This is a genomic window from Segatella maculosa OT 289 (assembly GCF_000243015.1).
In the GTDB taxonomy this organism is placed as follows: Bacteria; Bacteroidota; Bacteroidia; order Bacteroidales; family Bacteroidaceae; genus Prevotella; species Prevotella maculosa.
The window spans coordinates 302,703-317,136 of the sequence record NZ_JH594500.1 but is presented as its reverse complement, the minus strand read 5'-3'; the positions used below and the strand labels follow the sequence as shown (position 1 = coordinate 317,136).

The 14,434-nt window shown below is 48.1% G+C and carries 11 protein-coding genes and 1 riboswitch; of the genes, 3 read left to right on the top strand and 8 right to left on the bottom strand.

Translation table 11 applies throughout. From position 1 onward, the window contains the following. Positions 1 to 605: 605 nt before the first annotated feature. Complete coding sequence (gene dnaB / locus HMPREF9944_RS01160; RefSeq protein WP_044113218.1) at positions 606 to 2,132, bottom strand: replicative DNA helicase; 1,527 nt, start codon at positions 2,130 to 2,132, stop codon at positions 606 to 608. Between the two features lie 101 nt (positions 2,133 to 2,233). Here dnaB and ispE point away from each other — a divergent pair, with 101 nt between their 5' ends. The 3 genes from ispE to HMPREF9944_RS01140 all read left to right on the top strand — a co-directional run bounded on the left by ispE (position 2,234) and on the right by HMPREF9944_RS01140 (position 6,052). After that, the gene (gene ispE / locus HMPREF9944_RS01155; protein WP_008563872.1) at positions 2,234 to 3,073 is read left to right on the top strand and encodes a 4-(cytidine 5'-diphospho)-2-C-methyl-D-erythritol kinase; all 840 of its coding nucleotides are present in this window, start codon (positions 2,234 to 2,236) and stop codon (positions 3,071 to 3,073) included. Between the two features lie 896 nt (positions 3,074 to 3,969). Continuing rightward, entirely contained in the window at positions 3,970 to 4,251 is a 282-nt protein-coding gene (locus tag HMPREF9944_RS01145) for an HU family DNA-binding protein (protein WP_008563871.1), read from the top strand. Between the two features lie 226 nt (positions 4,252 to 4,477). Then, a complete protein-coding gene (locus HMPREF9944_RS01140) occupies positions 4,478 to 6,052 on the top strand; it encodes an Rne/Rng family ribonuclease (protein ID WP_008563862.1) in 1,575 nt (524 codons plus the stop codon). Positions 6,053 to 6,205: 153 nt separating this feature from the next. Here the strand turns inward: HMPREF9944_RS01140 and HMPREF9944_RS01135 are convergent, their stop codons facing one another. From HMPREF9944_RS01135 to HMPREF9944_RS01105, 7 genes are all read right to left on the bottom strand, one after another. Next, a complete protein-coding gene (locus HMPREF9944_RS01135; protein WP_008563861.1) occupies positions 6,206 to 6,802 on the bottom strand; it encodes a hypothetical protein in 597 nt (198 codons plus the stop codon). 632 nt (positions 6,803 to 7,434) lie between these two features. After that, positions 7,435 to 7,935 carry a cob(I)yrinic acid a,c-diamide adenosyltransferase gene (locus HMPREF9944_RS01130; RefSeq protein ID WP_008563859.1) on the bottom strand — a complete coding sequence of 167 codons (501 nt, stop codon included), beginning with the start codon at positions 7,933 to 7,935 and terminating at the stop codon, positions 7,435 to 7,437. A 2-nt stretch (positions 7,936 to 7,937) separates the two neighbouring features. Continuing rightward, complete coding sequence (locus HMPREF9944_RS01125) at positions 7,938 to 8,978, bottom strand: iron ABC transporter permease (protein WP_008563858.1); 1,041 nt, start codon at positions 8,976 to 8,978, stop codon at positions 7,938 to 7,940. Positions 8,979 to 8,983: 5 nt separating this feature from the next. Beyond that, positions 8,984 to 10,129 carry an ABC transporter substrate-binding protein gene (locus HMPREF9944_RS01120; protein ID WP_008563856.1) on the bottom strand — a complete coding sequence of 382 codons (1,146 nt, stop codon included), beginning with the start codon at positions 10,127 to 10,129 and terminating at the stop codon, positions 8,984 to 8,986. Beyond that, on the bottom strand, positions 10,129 to 11,247 hold the full coding sequence (locus HMPREF9944_RS01115) for a YncE family protein (RefSeq protein ID WP_008563854.1): 1,119 nt from the start codon (positions 11,245 to 11,247) through the stop codon (positions 10,129 to 10,131). Before HMPREF9944_RS01115 ends, HMPREF9944_RS01120 begins: the two co-directional genes overlap by 1 nt. A gap of 20 nt (positions 11,248 to 11,267) precedes the next feature. Further along, on the bottom strand, positions 11,268 to 13,247 hold the full coding sequence (locus HMPREF9944_RS01110; protein WP_008563853.1) for a TonB-dependent receptor plug domain-containing protein: 1,980 nt from the start codon (positions 13,245 to 13,247) through the stop codon (positions 11,268 to 11,270). Positions 13,248 to 13,310: 63 nt separating this feature from the next. Beyond that, a riboswitch (cobalamin riboswitch) is annotated at positions 13,311 to 13,497 on the bottom strand. 482 nt (positions 13,498 to 13,979) lie between these two features. Beyond that, the gene (locus tag HMPREF9944_RS01105; RefSeq protein WP_008563852.1) at positions 13,980 to 14,429 is read right to left on the bottom strand and encodes an HU family DNA-binding protein; all 450 of its coding nucleotides are present in this window, start codon (positions 14,427 to 14,429) and stop codon (positions 13,980 to 13,982) included. Between the last annotated feature and the right edge of the window lie 5 nt (positions 14,430 to 14,434).

Below are 14,434 nucleotides of genomic sequence, written 5' to 3'. Positions count from 1 at the left end.
CACCTTATCACTTCCACTTTCATTTTGAAGTCGAATTCGAATAATGATGCATAGCGTAGCCAAAGATATAGCTTTCATTTTCCAATTATTTTTAACTTTACGGTTGCAAAGATAGTGATATTTTTCAGATAAACAAAGAAACTAAAAGTTTTTTATTTGAATTTCTTTCAATTGATTATAAAATGCGCCTTCTTTGTTTCAGGCATCAAAGCCCGTTACCTTTAATATTATATGGCAGCCTTCCTTTTTGTCAATCTAATTCATTTTCGATTTGCATTCGCCTGCAAAATATATTATCTTTGGGTTGGGGAAAGCAGGGATATGCTTTCCCTTTTTTCGTATAAAACGGAGAAATGGCGCGTAATATATGCAGGAATGGATTGCAGAATGAATGATTTCGGCTTTCAATATCAGCCATATTGTGCGGCAAAGTGATACATATTACCACGCAATATGGTTTATTTCAATCGCTAAAACGAAGAGAATTGAAAGGTAAAGGCTAACAGACTGAAAGACCGTACGGCTGTTTTTGTCCGCTATTTTGAGTTTTTCCTTAAAATAAATTAAACGTGGAAGCTTTGTATTCGAGGCATAGCTTCACTGACTTAAAAAGGCATCGGACCGTTATCGTCCCTTGGTGGCGGACCGAAAGGATTATCAATAGGCGGCATATCGCCCCCGTTCATTTTCGAACCGATGATTTCTCCACCGCCAGAAGCCGTGTTATAAGACTCTTCGGGGTTACGGAAGCTGGTGAATTCGCCCTTGAATGTGAGGAGAACGTCGCCGGTTGCGCCCTTACGATGCTTGGCAATGATGACCTGCGCCATGCCATGAAGGTCGTTGCCTTTCTCATCTTGATAGATATGATAGTATTCCGGACGATGAACAAACAGTACCATGTCGGCATCTTGCTCTATGGCTCCCGACTCACGCAGGTCACTCAGCTGCGGACGCTTGCCCTCAAGGCCCTCACGGTTCTCTACCGTTCGGTTCAACTGCGACAAGGCGAGGATAGGAATATCAAGCTCTTTAGCGAGCCCTTTCAACGAACGTGAGATGGTAGACACCTCTTCCTGCCGACTACCGAACTTCATTCCGTTGGCATTCATCAGCTGAAGATAGTCGATCATGATGATTTTTACTCCTTTTTCGCGCACCAATCGGCGGGCTTTCGTGCGGAGTTCGAATACGGAAAGTCCAGGGGTATCGTCGATATAAACAGGCGAGCCGGTCAATTTAGGCAGATGTTTGTCGAGCCGATCCCATTCATCTGGCGACAACTGACCGTTGAGCATCTTGCCACCTGCTATCTCACAAGTGTTTGAGATAAGGCGATTCACGAGCTGAACATTATTCATTTCGAGAGAGAAGAACGCAATAGGAACATGCTCATCTACGGCAATATTCTTGGCCAAACTCAATGCAAAAGAGGTCTTACCCATGGCAGGTCGACCGGCAATAATCACCAAATCGCTCTTCTGCCAGCCGCTCGTCATCTCGTCAAGCTTCGTATATCCCGTCGGAATACCCGTCAGGCCGCTTGGGTCGGCAGATGCTTTCTGCAGAATATCTATTGCCTGCTGAATGATAGGATCAATCTGCGTGTAATCCTGCTTCATGTTCTTTTGAGAGATTTCAAAAAGACTACCTTCGGCTTCCTGCATCAACAAATCGACGTCAACCGTATCATCGAAGGCCTTTTCCTCAACTCTGCTGGCAAACTGTATCAGTTGTCGGGCAAGGTGCTTTTGGGCAAGAATGTGAGCATGATATTCTACATTGGCAGACGAAGCTACACGGTCGCTGATTTCAAGCAAATAGCTTGGTCCACCGACATCATCAATGGTGCCTTCCGCTTTCAGTTGCTCCGTCACGGTCATGATATCAACCGGACGCTCGCTCATATTGAGGTTCTGAATGGCCTGATAGATTTTCTGGTTGCGAGGCTCATAAAACGTCTCGGGACGAACGAACTCTGATATCAGCGAGAAAGCGTCCTTATCTATCATCAATGCACCGATCACGGCACGTTCTATGTCGGTGGCCTGTGGTTGCAAGTGACTGTAAGTGGTGTCTATGCCGGCCGACGGCTTGCGATGTCGCGGGGTATTGCTGTTGTTCTCTGCCATGAAAAAAAGATTTTCGGCAAAGGTAGTCATTTTTTGTCTATATGAGTTCTCGGTAAACGGATTTTTTGTATTTTTGCAATACATAAATCAATACACAGACTATGATTACTTTTCCTTGCGCCAAGATTAACCTCGGACTGAATATCGTTGGGCAACGACCAAACGGTTACCATGACCTTGAGACGGTTTTCTACCCTGTTCCGCTTTGCGATGCGCTCGAAATCAAATACATGGGAGAAGAATTCCCTTCGGAAGTGAATTGCGACTTGAAGGTGACAGGGAATGTCGTAAACTGCAACGAAGCCGACAACCTCGTCATCAAAGCCTATAATCTCTTGGCGAAAGACTACAAACTGCCACGCGTCCACGCCCATCTTTACAAACAGATTCCGTCAGAGGCCGGTTTGGGTGGTGGCTCCAGCGATGCGGCATACATGATTAGACTACTTGACGAACGCTTCAGACTGAACATCGGCAAGGCCGAAATGGAACGCTATGCTGCAAGATTAGGAGCCGATTGCGCGTTCTTCATCAGTAGCGAACCTTCGTTTGCCACGGGCATAGGCGATGAACTCATGCCTGCAGACGGGCCAAAAGGCAATCTGGACGGCTATCATCTTGCGATTGTAAAACCAAACATAGCCGTCTCGACCAAAGAGGCCTATGCCAACATCTCGCCCCATAAGCCGGAAAAATGCTGCAGAGACATCGTAAGGCAGCCCATCGAAACGTGGAAAGATGAACTCATCAACGACTTTGAAGAGCCTATATTCAACCGTCATCCAGATTTGGCAGCCATCAAAAAGCAACTTTACCAACTTGGTGCCGTCTATGCTGCCATGAGTGGAAGCGGCAGCAGCCTTTTCGGCCTCTTCAAGGAAGAACCATGCCATCTTAACACTGCATTTGCAAACTGTTTCACTTTTACCGCCAAACTCTGACATAAGAAAGCCGCATATACATGCATCAATAAGGCATTTACATATTTCTGAGATTACAATTCCAAGCGTCCGACATCTCCTTGCAAGGTAGTGTCAGATGTAGTTTTTGTAAACTATTTTCAAATCTTATTATTCCCGTGAGAACCGGAAAAGAATCGAAAAAACCGCCTTTATAACTTATTGATATTCAGTGTGCTATGAGCGTCAAAATTCCCTTATAAGAGAATTCAAATTCGCTTATAAGACAATTTAAATTCTCTTATAAGACAATTTCAAAAAAATGCGTAGTAAATCTCAAAAGTGTGCGCAGTAAGTTTGAAAAGATTTATAACTGTAAATTATTTTCATACGAATTAAATTTCGACTGACATCGTAGCAAATGAATATAAAGAGCGTAGGAAAATACGGAAAAAGAGAATGCTTCACCTTTTTCCTTCCAATTCTGTACTTCTCGTTTGCCTGTCTTCCGTCACCTTTTCAGGACTTTGTTTGGATTGGACGACTACAGGCACGGGGTGTGCCCTGCAGGTTTTATCGCCTGCCTATGGGTAGTCGTACTTCTTGGACTTGCAGTCAGACTATCATTATCTCGGGTTCGCATAGCATAATATATCAAGGAGAAGCAACAAAAGATGGAGATGAGAATGAAGGCAAGAAGCAGCGAGCGGAAGTGTTCCGACAATTCACCGTGAGCTGCTCATTAGCGGAGAAGTTGCGCCTCCTCTCCCAGTATGATGAATACTGAAAATGAACTGCTTCGGGCATTTTTTTGCACAGTATTATTGAAAAAACAGCAATAAATTTTCATATCATCTAAAAAAATCGTATATTTGCAGACCCGAAAGAGTGGGTGACATAAATTAAAGTAATCAGAATTCAATTTTATATTTACAGACATGACAAAGGCAGACATCATTAATGAGATTGCATCAACGACCGGAATTCCCAAGAAAGACGTGGGCGTCGTTGTCGAGAGTTTTATGGAAACCATCAAAAAGAGCCTGCTTGAAGAGAGAGAGAACGTATACCTCCGTGGCTTCGGCAGTTTTATCATCAAACACCGGGCTGCCAAGACCGCACGTAATATTCTCAAGAACACGACAATAATGGTCGAGGCTCACGACTTGCCAAGTTTTAAACCGTCAAAAGCATTCGTTGAGCAGATGAAAGGCGAATAACTATCAAAACATTATATAAAATTTCAAAATCATGCCAAACGGAAAGAAGAAGAAGGGCCACAAGATGGCCACTCACAAGCGCAAAAAGAGATTGCGCAAGAATAGACATAAGAGCAAGTAATCGCTCGATAGCCTATTAAGGACTCTGGGGCATGTCAACTAATCCACAAGGAGGCGTGACATGCCCCTTTGTAGTAACAGTCAGAACTAAGTAAAGATTTTCAAAATGACCAGCGAAGTTGTAATCGACGTAAGAGACAAAGAGATTTCGATTGCCCTATTGGAAGACAAAAAACTCGTAGAGTATCAGAATGAGCCGCGACAGGCCTCTTTCTCTGTTGGCAACATCTATGCAGCAAAAGTTAAGAAACTCATGCCGGGACTTAATGCCTGCTTCGTAGATGTTGGTTATGAACGCGACGCTTTTCTCCACTATCTTGACTTAGGCAGTCAATTCAATTCTTACACGAAATACCTGAAACAGGTAAGCAGTGACAGGAAGAGACTCTATCCTTTCAGCAAGGCGCAGAAACTTCCCGACCTGAAAAAAGATGGCAGCGTACAGCAAGTGCTTACCGTGGGCCAAGAGGTCTTGGTGCAAATCATCAAAGAACCAATCTCTACAAAAGGACCTCGTCTGACGGGCGAATTGTCCTTCGCAGGACGCTTCATCGTCTTGATACCGTTCGGAGATAAAGTCTCGGTCTCCTCAAAAATCAAAAGCGGAGAAGAACGTGCAAGGCTCAAGCAGCTCATCTATAGCATCAAGCCGAAGAACTGCGGTGTCATTGTCAGAACGGTTGCCGAAGGAAAGCGGGTGGCAGAGCTTGACACCGAGATGAATGTCTTGACCAAGCGATGGGAAGATGCTATCCTCAAAACGCAGAAACAACAGAAAAGGCCACAGTTGGTATTCGAAGAAACAGGAAGGGCCATCGCCATGCTGCGAGACCTGTTCAATCCGAGTTTCGAAAACATCTACGTGAACAACGAAGAAGCCTATAACGAAGTTAAACACTACCTGACACTCATTGCCCCCGAAAAGGCAGGCATCGTCAAACATTACACAGGAAAAGTGCCTATCTTCGACAACTTCAACGTTACGAAACAAATCAAATCAAGCTTCGGTAAGACCATTAATTATAAGCATGGTGCTTACTTGATCATAGAGCACACCGAGGCCTTACATGTTGTCGACGTGAATAGCGGTAACCGCACAAGGTCGGAAAACGGACAAGAAGCTAACGCCTTGGACGTCAATCTGGGTGCGGCCGACGAGTTGGCACGCCAACTGCGACTCCGCGACATGGGAGGCATCATCGTGGTCGACTTCATCGACATGAACCTTGCAGAAGACCGACAGATGCTTTATGAGCGCATGTGCAAGAACATGCAGAAGGACAGAGCCAGACACAATATCCTTCCTTTGAGCAAGTTCGGGCTCATGCAAATCACGCGCCAGCGCGTGCGCCCAGCCATGGACGTCAATGTCGAAGAGACCTGCCCCACTTGCAATGGAACGGGAAAGATCAGGTCGAGCATTCTCTTCACCGACCAATTGGAAAGAAAGATTGACAGCCTTGTCAACAAGATAGGCATCACGAAATTCTATTTGCATATCCACCCGTATGTAGCGGCCTACATCAACAAGGGCTTTATCTCCCTTCGACGCAAATGGCAGCTGAAATACGGCTTCGGCGTACATATCATTCCTTCGCAGAAACTTGCATTCCTGCAATACGAGTTTTACGACATGAAGGGAGAGTTCATCGATATGAAAGAAGAAATAGAAACCAAGTAGAAAACGTCGCTTAAGAACAAACTTATCGGGAGGACATCTTTGTGACGTCCTCCCGATATGTTTTTTGTTTGAAGAAGACATGCAAAAAGGCACACCGAAAAATCAATGTGCCCTTTACAATAATAATAACCAAAAACTTCTAAACGAAGAAAATTACTTCATCAGTGTTACCTTGCCAGCCTTTACGATAGCGTCCTTAGCGGCCTTCATTTCGTTGCGGAGCGTTTCGATAGCCTGACGTGCACCGTCAATTTTTGCCTTATAGCTGTCCTGCTCCTGAGCCATCTTGTTCTTATAGTTGTCCTGCTCCTGAGCCATCTTGTTCTTATAATTGTCCTGCTCTTGAGCCATCTGGTTCTTATACTTCTCGTTCACCTGATTCAACTGCGCCTTGCAATTCTCGATTTCTTGGTTCAGCTGTGCAATCTTGCCCTTGATGACATCCTGTTCCTTAGCCAAGTTGGCCTTGCTTGTCTCCTGACTTTGTGTCATCTTGGCCTTATAGTTCTCAGAGGATTGGTTCATCTGAGCCTTGTAGTTATCTGCAGACTGGCTCATCTTGGCCTTGTAGTTCTCGATGTCTTGGGTCAGCTGCGCAATCTTCGTCTCACCAGCATTGAAGTCATAGGTGACACCCTGCGGACCAACTTTAGCGAATACTTTCTTTACCTCTGCCGAATCTACTGCCGACGAAGCGAAACCCATTGTTGCTGAGCAAACGAGGGCCAACGTTAAAATAAACTTTTTCATCTTCTTACTGATTTTATTAAATTTGGATATTTTTATTATTTCATTCGATAGTTTTACAAACTTTGCGTGCAAATTTAGGCTTTTTTTTCAAATTACACAAGTTTCCGTTGTTTTTTTTGTCTGTTTTAGGAATTATTGCATATAAGAAGCCACTGCAAAGGGGATAGACATAGGCTCATCGTTGAACGACAATCGCTTTCCAATAAGCAGACGGGAGTCATTAGCCTACTGATATGACAGCCACAGAATAGGGTTTCCTTGCCGACAGATAGTAGGAAAGGTGGTTTCCCGCGATGGTGGGAATTGAGTCCCGCCATGGCGGGAAAGTAGTCTCATCATGGCGGGAATGTTTTCCCACCATGGTGGAAAAGTATACATCCTACTATCTCTCGAGATGAACTCCCTATGTAAAGGGGCTCGCATACCTATAATAAAAGGTATTGCACACCTAATATAAAAGGAAGGGAGCATGTTGGGACGTGCAATTCGTACGCCTACTATAACTCGCCTGCCTATCATCAAGAAGGACGAGACGGGCAAAACGAAAAGAGGATATACCATGCTTGGGACGCAAACGGCATATCCTCTTCCGTAGGCTTCGGCCATGCGACGGGCTGACGCCAAGGAAGCGACTACGATTGGCGGGCGACGGCCAAGGTGAACAGATAGTCGCTCAGACGGTTCATCAGGCGCATCACGCGTTCGTCGAGCGGATAATCGCGCCGGAGCGTCCACAGGCGTCGCTCGCAGGTGCGTGCCTTCGCTCGTGCATAGTGCAGGAGAGCTGCGGGAAGACTTCCGCCGGGAACGACAAAGGCGAAACGGCTATTGCCGGATTGCTCGTCGATGAAGTGCTCCAACGCCGTGGTCATGTCGTCGATGGGAGCATAATCGAACGGTCGGTTCCGTCCGTCGGCAATCAGGCCCATGACGGTCATGAGGAGCCGTTGAATGGTTTGCAGTCGGGCGAGCTCTACGTCGTCGGCCTGCATCGAGGCTGTGACGATGCCGAGGAGCGAGTTCAATTCATCGAGCTGCCCGTTGGCTTCGACGCGGATATCGTCTTTTGCCACGCGCTCGCCGTCGAGCAATGAGGTGCGGCCCGTGTCGCCGCGCTTGGTATAGATGGCCATGTTTATCTTCGTTTTGTGATGACGTATATGATTACCGGTGCGCCTATCAGGGGCGTCACGGCATTGAGCGGCAAGATGCCTCCGGCGCCGGGCAGATAGCACAAGAGATTGCAAAGCAGTGCGACGGCCGCACCTAACAGCATCGTTGCGGGCAGGAGCAGGCGGTGGTTGTCGGTGGTCAGTAGCAGGCGTGCGATGTGGGGAACCGACAGGCCGATGAAGGCCACGGGACCACAAAAGGCCGTCGTCGTGGCCGTTAGCCAACCGGTGACGAGTAGCAGGAGGTTCCGCGTGAGTCGTGTGTTGATGCCGAGGTTCTCGGCATATTGTTCGCCAAGGAGCAGGGCGTTGAGCGGTTTAATCAATAAGAGCGAGGCCGCCAATCCGACGATGTTTGCAGCGGCATACGCAGGCATGTGGGCCATGGAGACGGTGCCGAAGTTGCCCATTCCCCACACCATGTAGGACTTCACGCCCTCGTCTGTTGCAAAGAAGTTGAGCAGGGAGACGGCTGAATTGGCAAGATAGCCTGTCATGATGCCGATAATCAGTAGTATGACGCTGTTTCTGACGGCAGAAGAGAAGAAGAAGAGAAGGACTGTCACGAGCATTGCCCCGGTGAATGCAGCAAGCAATATGGCAACAAAGCCGCTTATCGTGAACATCGTGGTCATGATGCTCCCACCCAAGAAGAGCATCACCAGCGCGACGCCCAGCCCTGCACCGCCGGTGATGCCGAAGATGCCCGGTCCGGCTAAGGGATTGCGAAAGGCGGTTTGCAGCAGCAGCCCACATACGGCCAAGGAGGAGCCGGTGAGCAATGCTGTCAAGGCCTGCGGAAGTCGTGACTCCATGATGATATAACTCCACGAAGGGTGCCGGGCGAGCAGTGATGCGGCAGCCTCATTGCCCGATGAAGGGAAAATGATTTGTAGAATGGCCGACACGGGAATGTCTACGCTGCCCACGACCAGATGCAGTGCAAACAGGAAGAGGATGCCTGCGCCCAAGGCGATACAATGTCTTATTGCTTTCGTTCCCATGCCTTTTATTTCAAACGCTCATAGTATTGCATCGGTGCAAAGCCGGCAATGTCGGGGTGGACGATTTGTATAATGTCGCTCAACAGCCTGTCGGGGTGGAAGCTCACTTGCTCGAAATAGGGTCTGCGCGTGCAATCACATGCATAAACATTGCGGGTTCGGAATGCCTTGAACTGTCTGTAGCCCGAATATTCGGCCGCAAGCTCCTGCAAGGTGGCAGGGTGTCCGTTATATTTGAACAGCCACACATCGCTTTGCCCGGCCCTGTCCAAGACTGTTTCAAAGGGCAAAGACAGGCTTCCGGCCTGATGGTCGTCGGCAAAGGCATAGTGTGCCCGTGCGTCTTTGAGCATCTGCCCGATGGTGCTCTGTCCACCCGGTACATACCATACGCCGCCCGTCTTCCGCTCTGTGATGACCGACAGCGACTTCTTGGCCGTGCGTGCCTTCTTCATTAGTTGCTGATAATTGCGCTTCACTCGATTGAACAAGGCAAAAGCCTCATGTTCGCGCCCATAGAGCATGCCGTAGAACTTCATCCACTCCGCCCGTCCCAATGCCGAAACCTCCATATAGTCGGCCGTCTCGATGATGGGGATATGTATGTCTTCCAATTTCCCGTAGCCTCCACTGTTCTCGAAAGGAGAGATGAGCAGGCCTTCGGGCTTCATGTCTATGATTTTCTCGACATCGGCACTCATGCTGTTTCCACAGTCGGCGACATGACGGGCTTCTGTCGGTTTCATCGCTGCACGCTTTTGTATATCGGGGATATTGATATAATTAAGGTCACACACCCCACTGATGGCATCGGCTGCCTGAAAATCATACAACAAACCGCAAAGCACCGTGGTAAAAACGACAGACCGCTTGATAGGCGTCCGTATGATGGTGGTAGAAGGGTCGAGTCCTGCCGGTAGCCGAGTCCTTCCCTTTGGTACCAAGGCATACGTGTGGAGCGTTCGGCCTTTCTTCCATGGATCAACCAGCTTCACAATCGTATATCCTTTGTATTTGACAATGGTCAAATGTCGGGCATTCTCCATACGGACAGTGTCCCCACCATCTGCACCACCCCTCGTTTGAGAATTGGTGCAAGCAGTGAAGACACTGAAGAGTATCGCTATTAAAACACTAAGAAGCTTTTTCATTACTTCCAGTCAATCCGCGTATTGAAGAATATCTTGCCCGGCCCTATGCCTATCTCAGCCGAACGAACTTCCTTACCATAGTTATCAAATTCTTTCAAACTGCCGGGCGTAGTATAACTTGTGTATCCGCCTACTTTCTTATACAGAGAGAAGAAAAGGTGGCCTGTTGCCGGATCAACGGCGATAGAAGCTGGCGAATAGGTCTTTGCATCTATTGTTACGGACAAAGGAGATACATACTGCGTGTTTACATCTAATTTACTGTAGCTTACAGATGAAGCTCCGTAGGGGGCATTCATCGTATAGAACGCACCGTTGTAATAAGCTGCTCCCGTTGCATCTTTGACAACGTCTTTGGCAACAGGCTTACCATTCTCTTCAGTAAGGATTTTCAAGCCTGCGCCAATCTGATTATACTTAGCATCATAACCACCCCAATCCAACACATAGAGACGATTGTTGACAATATAAATCTCTTGTGGGTTCTTTATGCCTTCTATCTTATGGTCGTCAACCTTTCCTGTGGTCAAGTTGATTACAGAGATGGTGCCATTGCCTTTGCCATAATCAGAGTTGGCCACGAACAAATTGTTGCCGCTACCGGCCAGACCTTCGGGATAGGAACCCACCTTATAGCTTTTACGCAACTTAAAAGTAGCCGTATCTACAACTGCAACATAGCCACCATAGGTAGTCACCCAGATAGCACCAGCACCGGCAATGATATGACGGGGCTGATTACCTTCCTTTTTACCCAAAAGATCAGTCGTCTTGATTTGTTTCACCGACTTCAGATTCTTGTCCATGACCTCAATGGTATGCTCTCCCGTCACAACGAGATAGACCTTGCTGCCATAAACAATACCGTCATTGGGCGTATCGCCGAGCCCTCGACCATTTGCTGTGATGAATGCATCATTGGTCATCTTGCCTTTCTTGTAATCCAAGTAGCTTATGGAGCCACCTATCTTACCACTCATATTTCCTGTACACACAACGAATGCGCCATTGCTGGTCGTAACAAGATGCAACTGCGGCGTATCCTCTTCATTATCACACGACGTAAACGAAACTGCGCCCACGAGCAGGACGGCTAAACTTAATAAATACTTTTTCATCTTTCTATTGTATTAATGTATTAAAAATTATAACTGATTACTAACTGATAACTGATGCCCGGCATAGGATAGTTGCCCACGATTTCATATTGCCGGTTAAGCAGATTCTTAACATCTCCGCGCAAGAACAGTACACCTTTATATATAGGAAAGCTTCGGCTGAACGTAAGCCCCATATCCCAATAGCCGTCCAACTTTGTTCCTTTGTGATGCTCATTATTGGGCCATCGGCTGCTGACACCTGTCCCATGCACCACGACATCTACCCACGGATTGCCCCACTTCAAAGAAGCCGACGCCGTATGCAACGGGATATAGGCTATCTGCTTCCCGTAATACGGAGACTCACGGTCGGTATGATTGCTCACTTGCTGATAGCTGTAACTACCGGCAAAAGAAAGATATTGTTTTGCACTGACGCGATAATCTCCTTGCAAAGAACCTTCAATACCTTTCATTTCTACCTTACCAACATTCACATTTGTCCAAATAAACATATTGTAGGGCACAGCAACTATCTTGTCCCTGACATGATTGAGATAGCCATCTATCGTCAGCTGCACCCCTACTCTATTCTCCCATCGTTTCTCCCATGCCAACCCGAGATTATACTGGTCGGTCAGTTCGGGATTCAGTTCCGTACTGCCATAATGGAAGAAATAGCTTTCGTTGAACGTCGGTGCACGGAATATGTTCTTATAGGAAGCCCTAATGTAGAAGTGTTCCGCAGAGAACGGTTGATAAGACACCGACAGCGAGGGCGACCATCTTCGCATGTCCTTGGCAGAAGCCCCTACCCTTGCACGGTTTATATAGTCTGAATACAACAACCTACCCAGCAACGTGATGCGGGAGAAGACATATTTTGCCGACAGTGTTTGCAGCACGGTATGTCTGAAAGGATGCACGTCTGTCTTCAGACTGCTGTTTAAGTTGTTGAAGCTATAATCGGCGGCATAGCTGACCAGCCATTCCTCTGCCGGTCTGAACAACACGGCCACGGAGCCATAGGCCTCGCGCTGCCAATAGTCGGCATCCATCACGCCACCGGGATAATAGGCATCGCGATAGCTTGACGAAGCCCAATTAAACTTCCCCTTCGCCTTCCAACTCCACACTCCCGACGGGCTATGTGCCTGCCAGTTCAGTTGCACAAAAGCATTCCTGTCATGCAGTGTCTCGCCACTGAGGTTCGTATAATACTTCACGATGCCCGGCAATTGTCGGTCGTTATCGTAATAATAGAGTTTACCGTCCAATCGCCCCCTACTGCGCGTCTGCAAATAGAGGTTCACCTCGCCATGCCCGCTGTTCATCCTGCTGTTGGCACGACGCTCACGAGTCTTGTAAATCCCGTTGCGCAGCGTGAAAGGATAATCATTCTCTGCATAAACATATTCTCCCAAAGCCGAAACTGTCACACGCTCGCTCAACGCTTGGACATAACGTACAAACGGACTCACATAGCCGAACGAACCTTGTTTGAGCTGTGCTGTCATATGTGCTCGCTTGTCCTTTGGCACATCTCGCAATGTCTCTATGGAGAATACGGCGACCGAAGCTGCCTCACGGGCCGAGACGAACACATCGCTGCTCCCGCCTACCGCCAACAGCAACGAAGCCACGTTGTCCAACGAATAGCGCGACACGTCGATTGCACCGCTTTGGCAGTCGCTCAACAGCACACCGTCGTAGCTAACCCCCGTGTGCTGCGCACCGAAGCCCCGCACACCGATGGTCTTCATGCCGCCTGCACCGCCATAATCGCGCAGGTTCACACCCGGCATGCGATGCAGTGCATCTGCAATGTCAGTGATGCCCATATCAAGCATGTCTCGCCGCGTAACCTGCCTCACGGGTACTGTCCCCATGGTCTCGCGCCGAGCCGACACCTCTACGCCTCGAAGCTCATGCACATGCAAGCTGTCTGCCGACTGCTGGGCAGAGAGCATGCAACAAGCCATCGGCTGAAGCCACAAGCAAATCGCAATTCTTGCCATGCGATTATCCATTATTTGTCAAACCCTATTCATTACGCTTCCGTCACTCTCCTCGAAGCAACCAAGCATCAACTTGCAACGGCAGGTCTTCTGACTTCACGACTCACGAAGAAACACCTTCCCGACACAACAACCGTCAGTGGCCTTTCGTTTCTTCCAAAACATCGTTCACAGCAGCGGGACTGTCAGGGATTTCCACCCTGTTCCCTTTTAATCAATCACACATTGAACCGATTGCAACCGCGAAATTACGATAAAAACTTCAAACGGCCAAAATAAAAGAAGAAAAAAAGCCCTACCAAAAGCCTCCCCCGAGGGAGGGGAGTAGAAGCCTCTCCCCCAGCCCCTCTCCCAAGGAGAGGGGAGTAATATGCAAATAGACCTTGCGAACACTTTAGTTCACAAGGTCTATTTTGTTTATCATGCATTTTTCATCATTGCCTGCAAGCATGGCCTCTCCCTCCTTCGGAGGGGGTTGGGGGGAGGCTTTTCTTTAAACGGGGAGGGCACACAGACAAGCGAGTTAATCATAAGGTGAATTTTGATTTTGATTAAATACAGGTAAGTCGTGCGCCCTCCCCAAAGGAGCCTCCCCCAACCCCCGGAAACCTCCCCCGCCCCCTCCGAAGGAGGGGAGACCGAGCTTGCACCAAATTAGTTTGCACGCTGTTCGCTCTCCCCTCCCTTCGGGAGGGGTCGGGGGTGAGTGTTAGGGTGTTTGTTGGTGGGCTCTCAATTCCCGTGCTGCCCTATTCCCCCTTCCTCTTTTTTCTTCTTCTTCTTTTCTTCCTTCCGTTTCTCGTTATCCACCTCCACTTCTATCTTCTTCAGTGCCTGACGGATAGAATCCTTCCACGTCACGATGACACGGGGCTTTTTCAGCGAAGTGGCGCACACGTCCTCCTCCTTGGCTTCCATCTTCGAGGGTATTGCAGTACGAATGGAAAAAATGTCGCCGAGGTCGAGCGAGGCACCCAACTTGATGACCTCGATGAAGATGTTGCGCAGCGTGACGAGCACGTTACGCACGTCGCCCTCGCTCAATGACGTTTCGCGCACGATGCGTTCCACGAGCCAGTTGGCCGAGAACTTAGTAATCGACTTGGGTTCGGCATAATATGCCCGCTGCCCTTTTTTCGGCCCGATGCCGAGCACTCTTGATACAACTTTGAAGTTAATCATAATTC

Excerpts from the sequence above, each read along its gene's own strand:
- HMPREF9944_RS01135 (WP_008563861.1), bottom strand. The coding sequence starts at position 6,802 with ATGAAAAAGTTTATTTTAACGTTGGCCCTCGTTTGCTCAGCAACAATG.
- HMPREF9944_RS01130 (WP_008563859.1), bottom strand. The coding sequence starts at position 7,935 with ATGGCCATCTATACCAAGCGCGGCGACACGGGCCGCACCTCATTGCTC.
- dnaB (WP_044113218.1), bottom strand. The coding sequence starts at position 2,132 with ATGGCAGAGAACAACAGCAATACCCCGCGACATCGCAAGCCGTCGGCC.
- HMPREF9944_RS01115 (WP_008563854.1), bottom strand. The coding sequence starts at position 11,247 with ATGAAAAAGTATTTATTAAGTTTAGCCGTCCTGCTCGTGGGCGCAGTT.
- HMPREF9944_RS01145 (WP_008563871.1), top strand. The coding sequence starts at position 3,970 with ATGACAAAGGCAGACATCATTAATGAGATTGCATCAACGACCGGAATT.
- HMPREF9944_RS01125 (WP_008563858.1), bottom strand. The coding sequence starts at position 8,978 with ATGGGAACGAAAGCAATAAGACATTGTATCGCCTTGGGCGCAGGCATC.
- ispE (WP_008563872.1), top strand. The coding sequence starts at position 2,234 with ATGATTACTTTTCCTTGCGCCAAGATTAACCTCGGACTGAATATCGTT.
- HMPREF9944_RS01120 (WP_008563856.1), bottom strand. The coding sequence starts at position 10,129 with ATGAAAAAGCTTCTTAGTGTTTTAATAGCGATACTCTTCAGTGTCTTC.
- HMPREF9944_RS01105 (WP_008563852.1), bottom strand. The coding sequence starts at position 14,429 with ATGATTAACTTCAAAGTTGTATCAAGAGTGCTCGGCATCGGGCCGAAA.
- HMPREF9944_RS01140 (WP_008563862.1), top strand. The coding sequence starts at position 4,478 with ATGACCAGCGAAGTTGTAATCGACGTAAGAGACAAAGAGATTTCGATT.
- HMPREF9944_RS01110 (WP_008563853.1), bottom strand. The coding sequence starts at position 13,247 with ATGGCAAGAATTGCGATTTGCTTGTGGCTTCAGCCGATGGCTTGTTGC.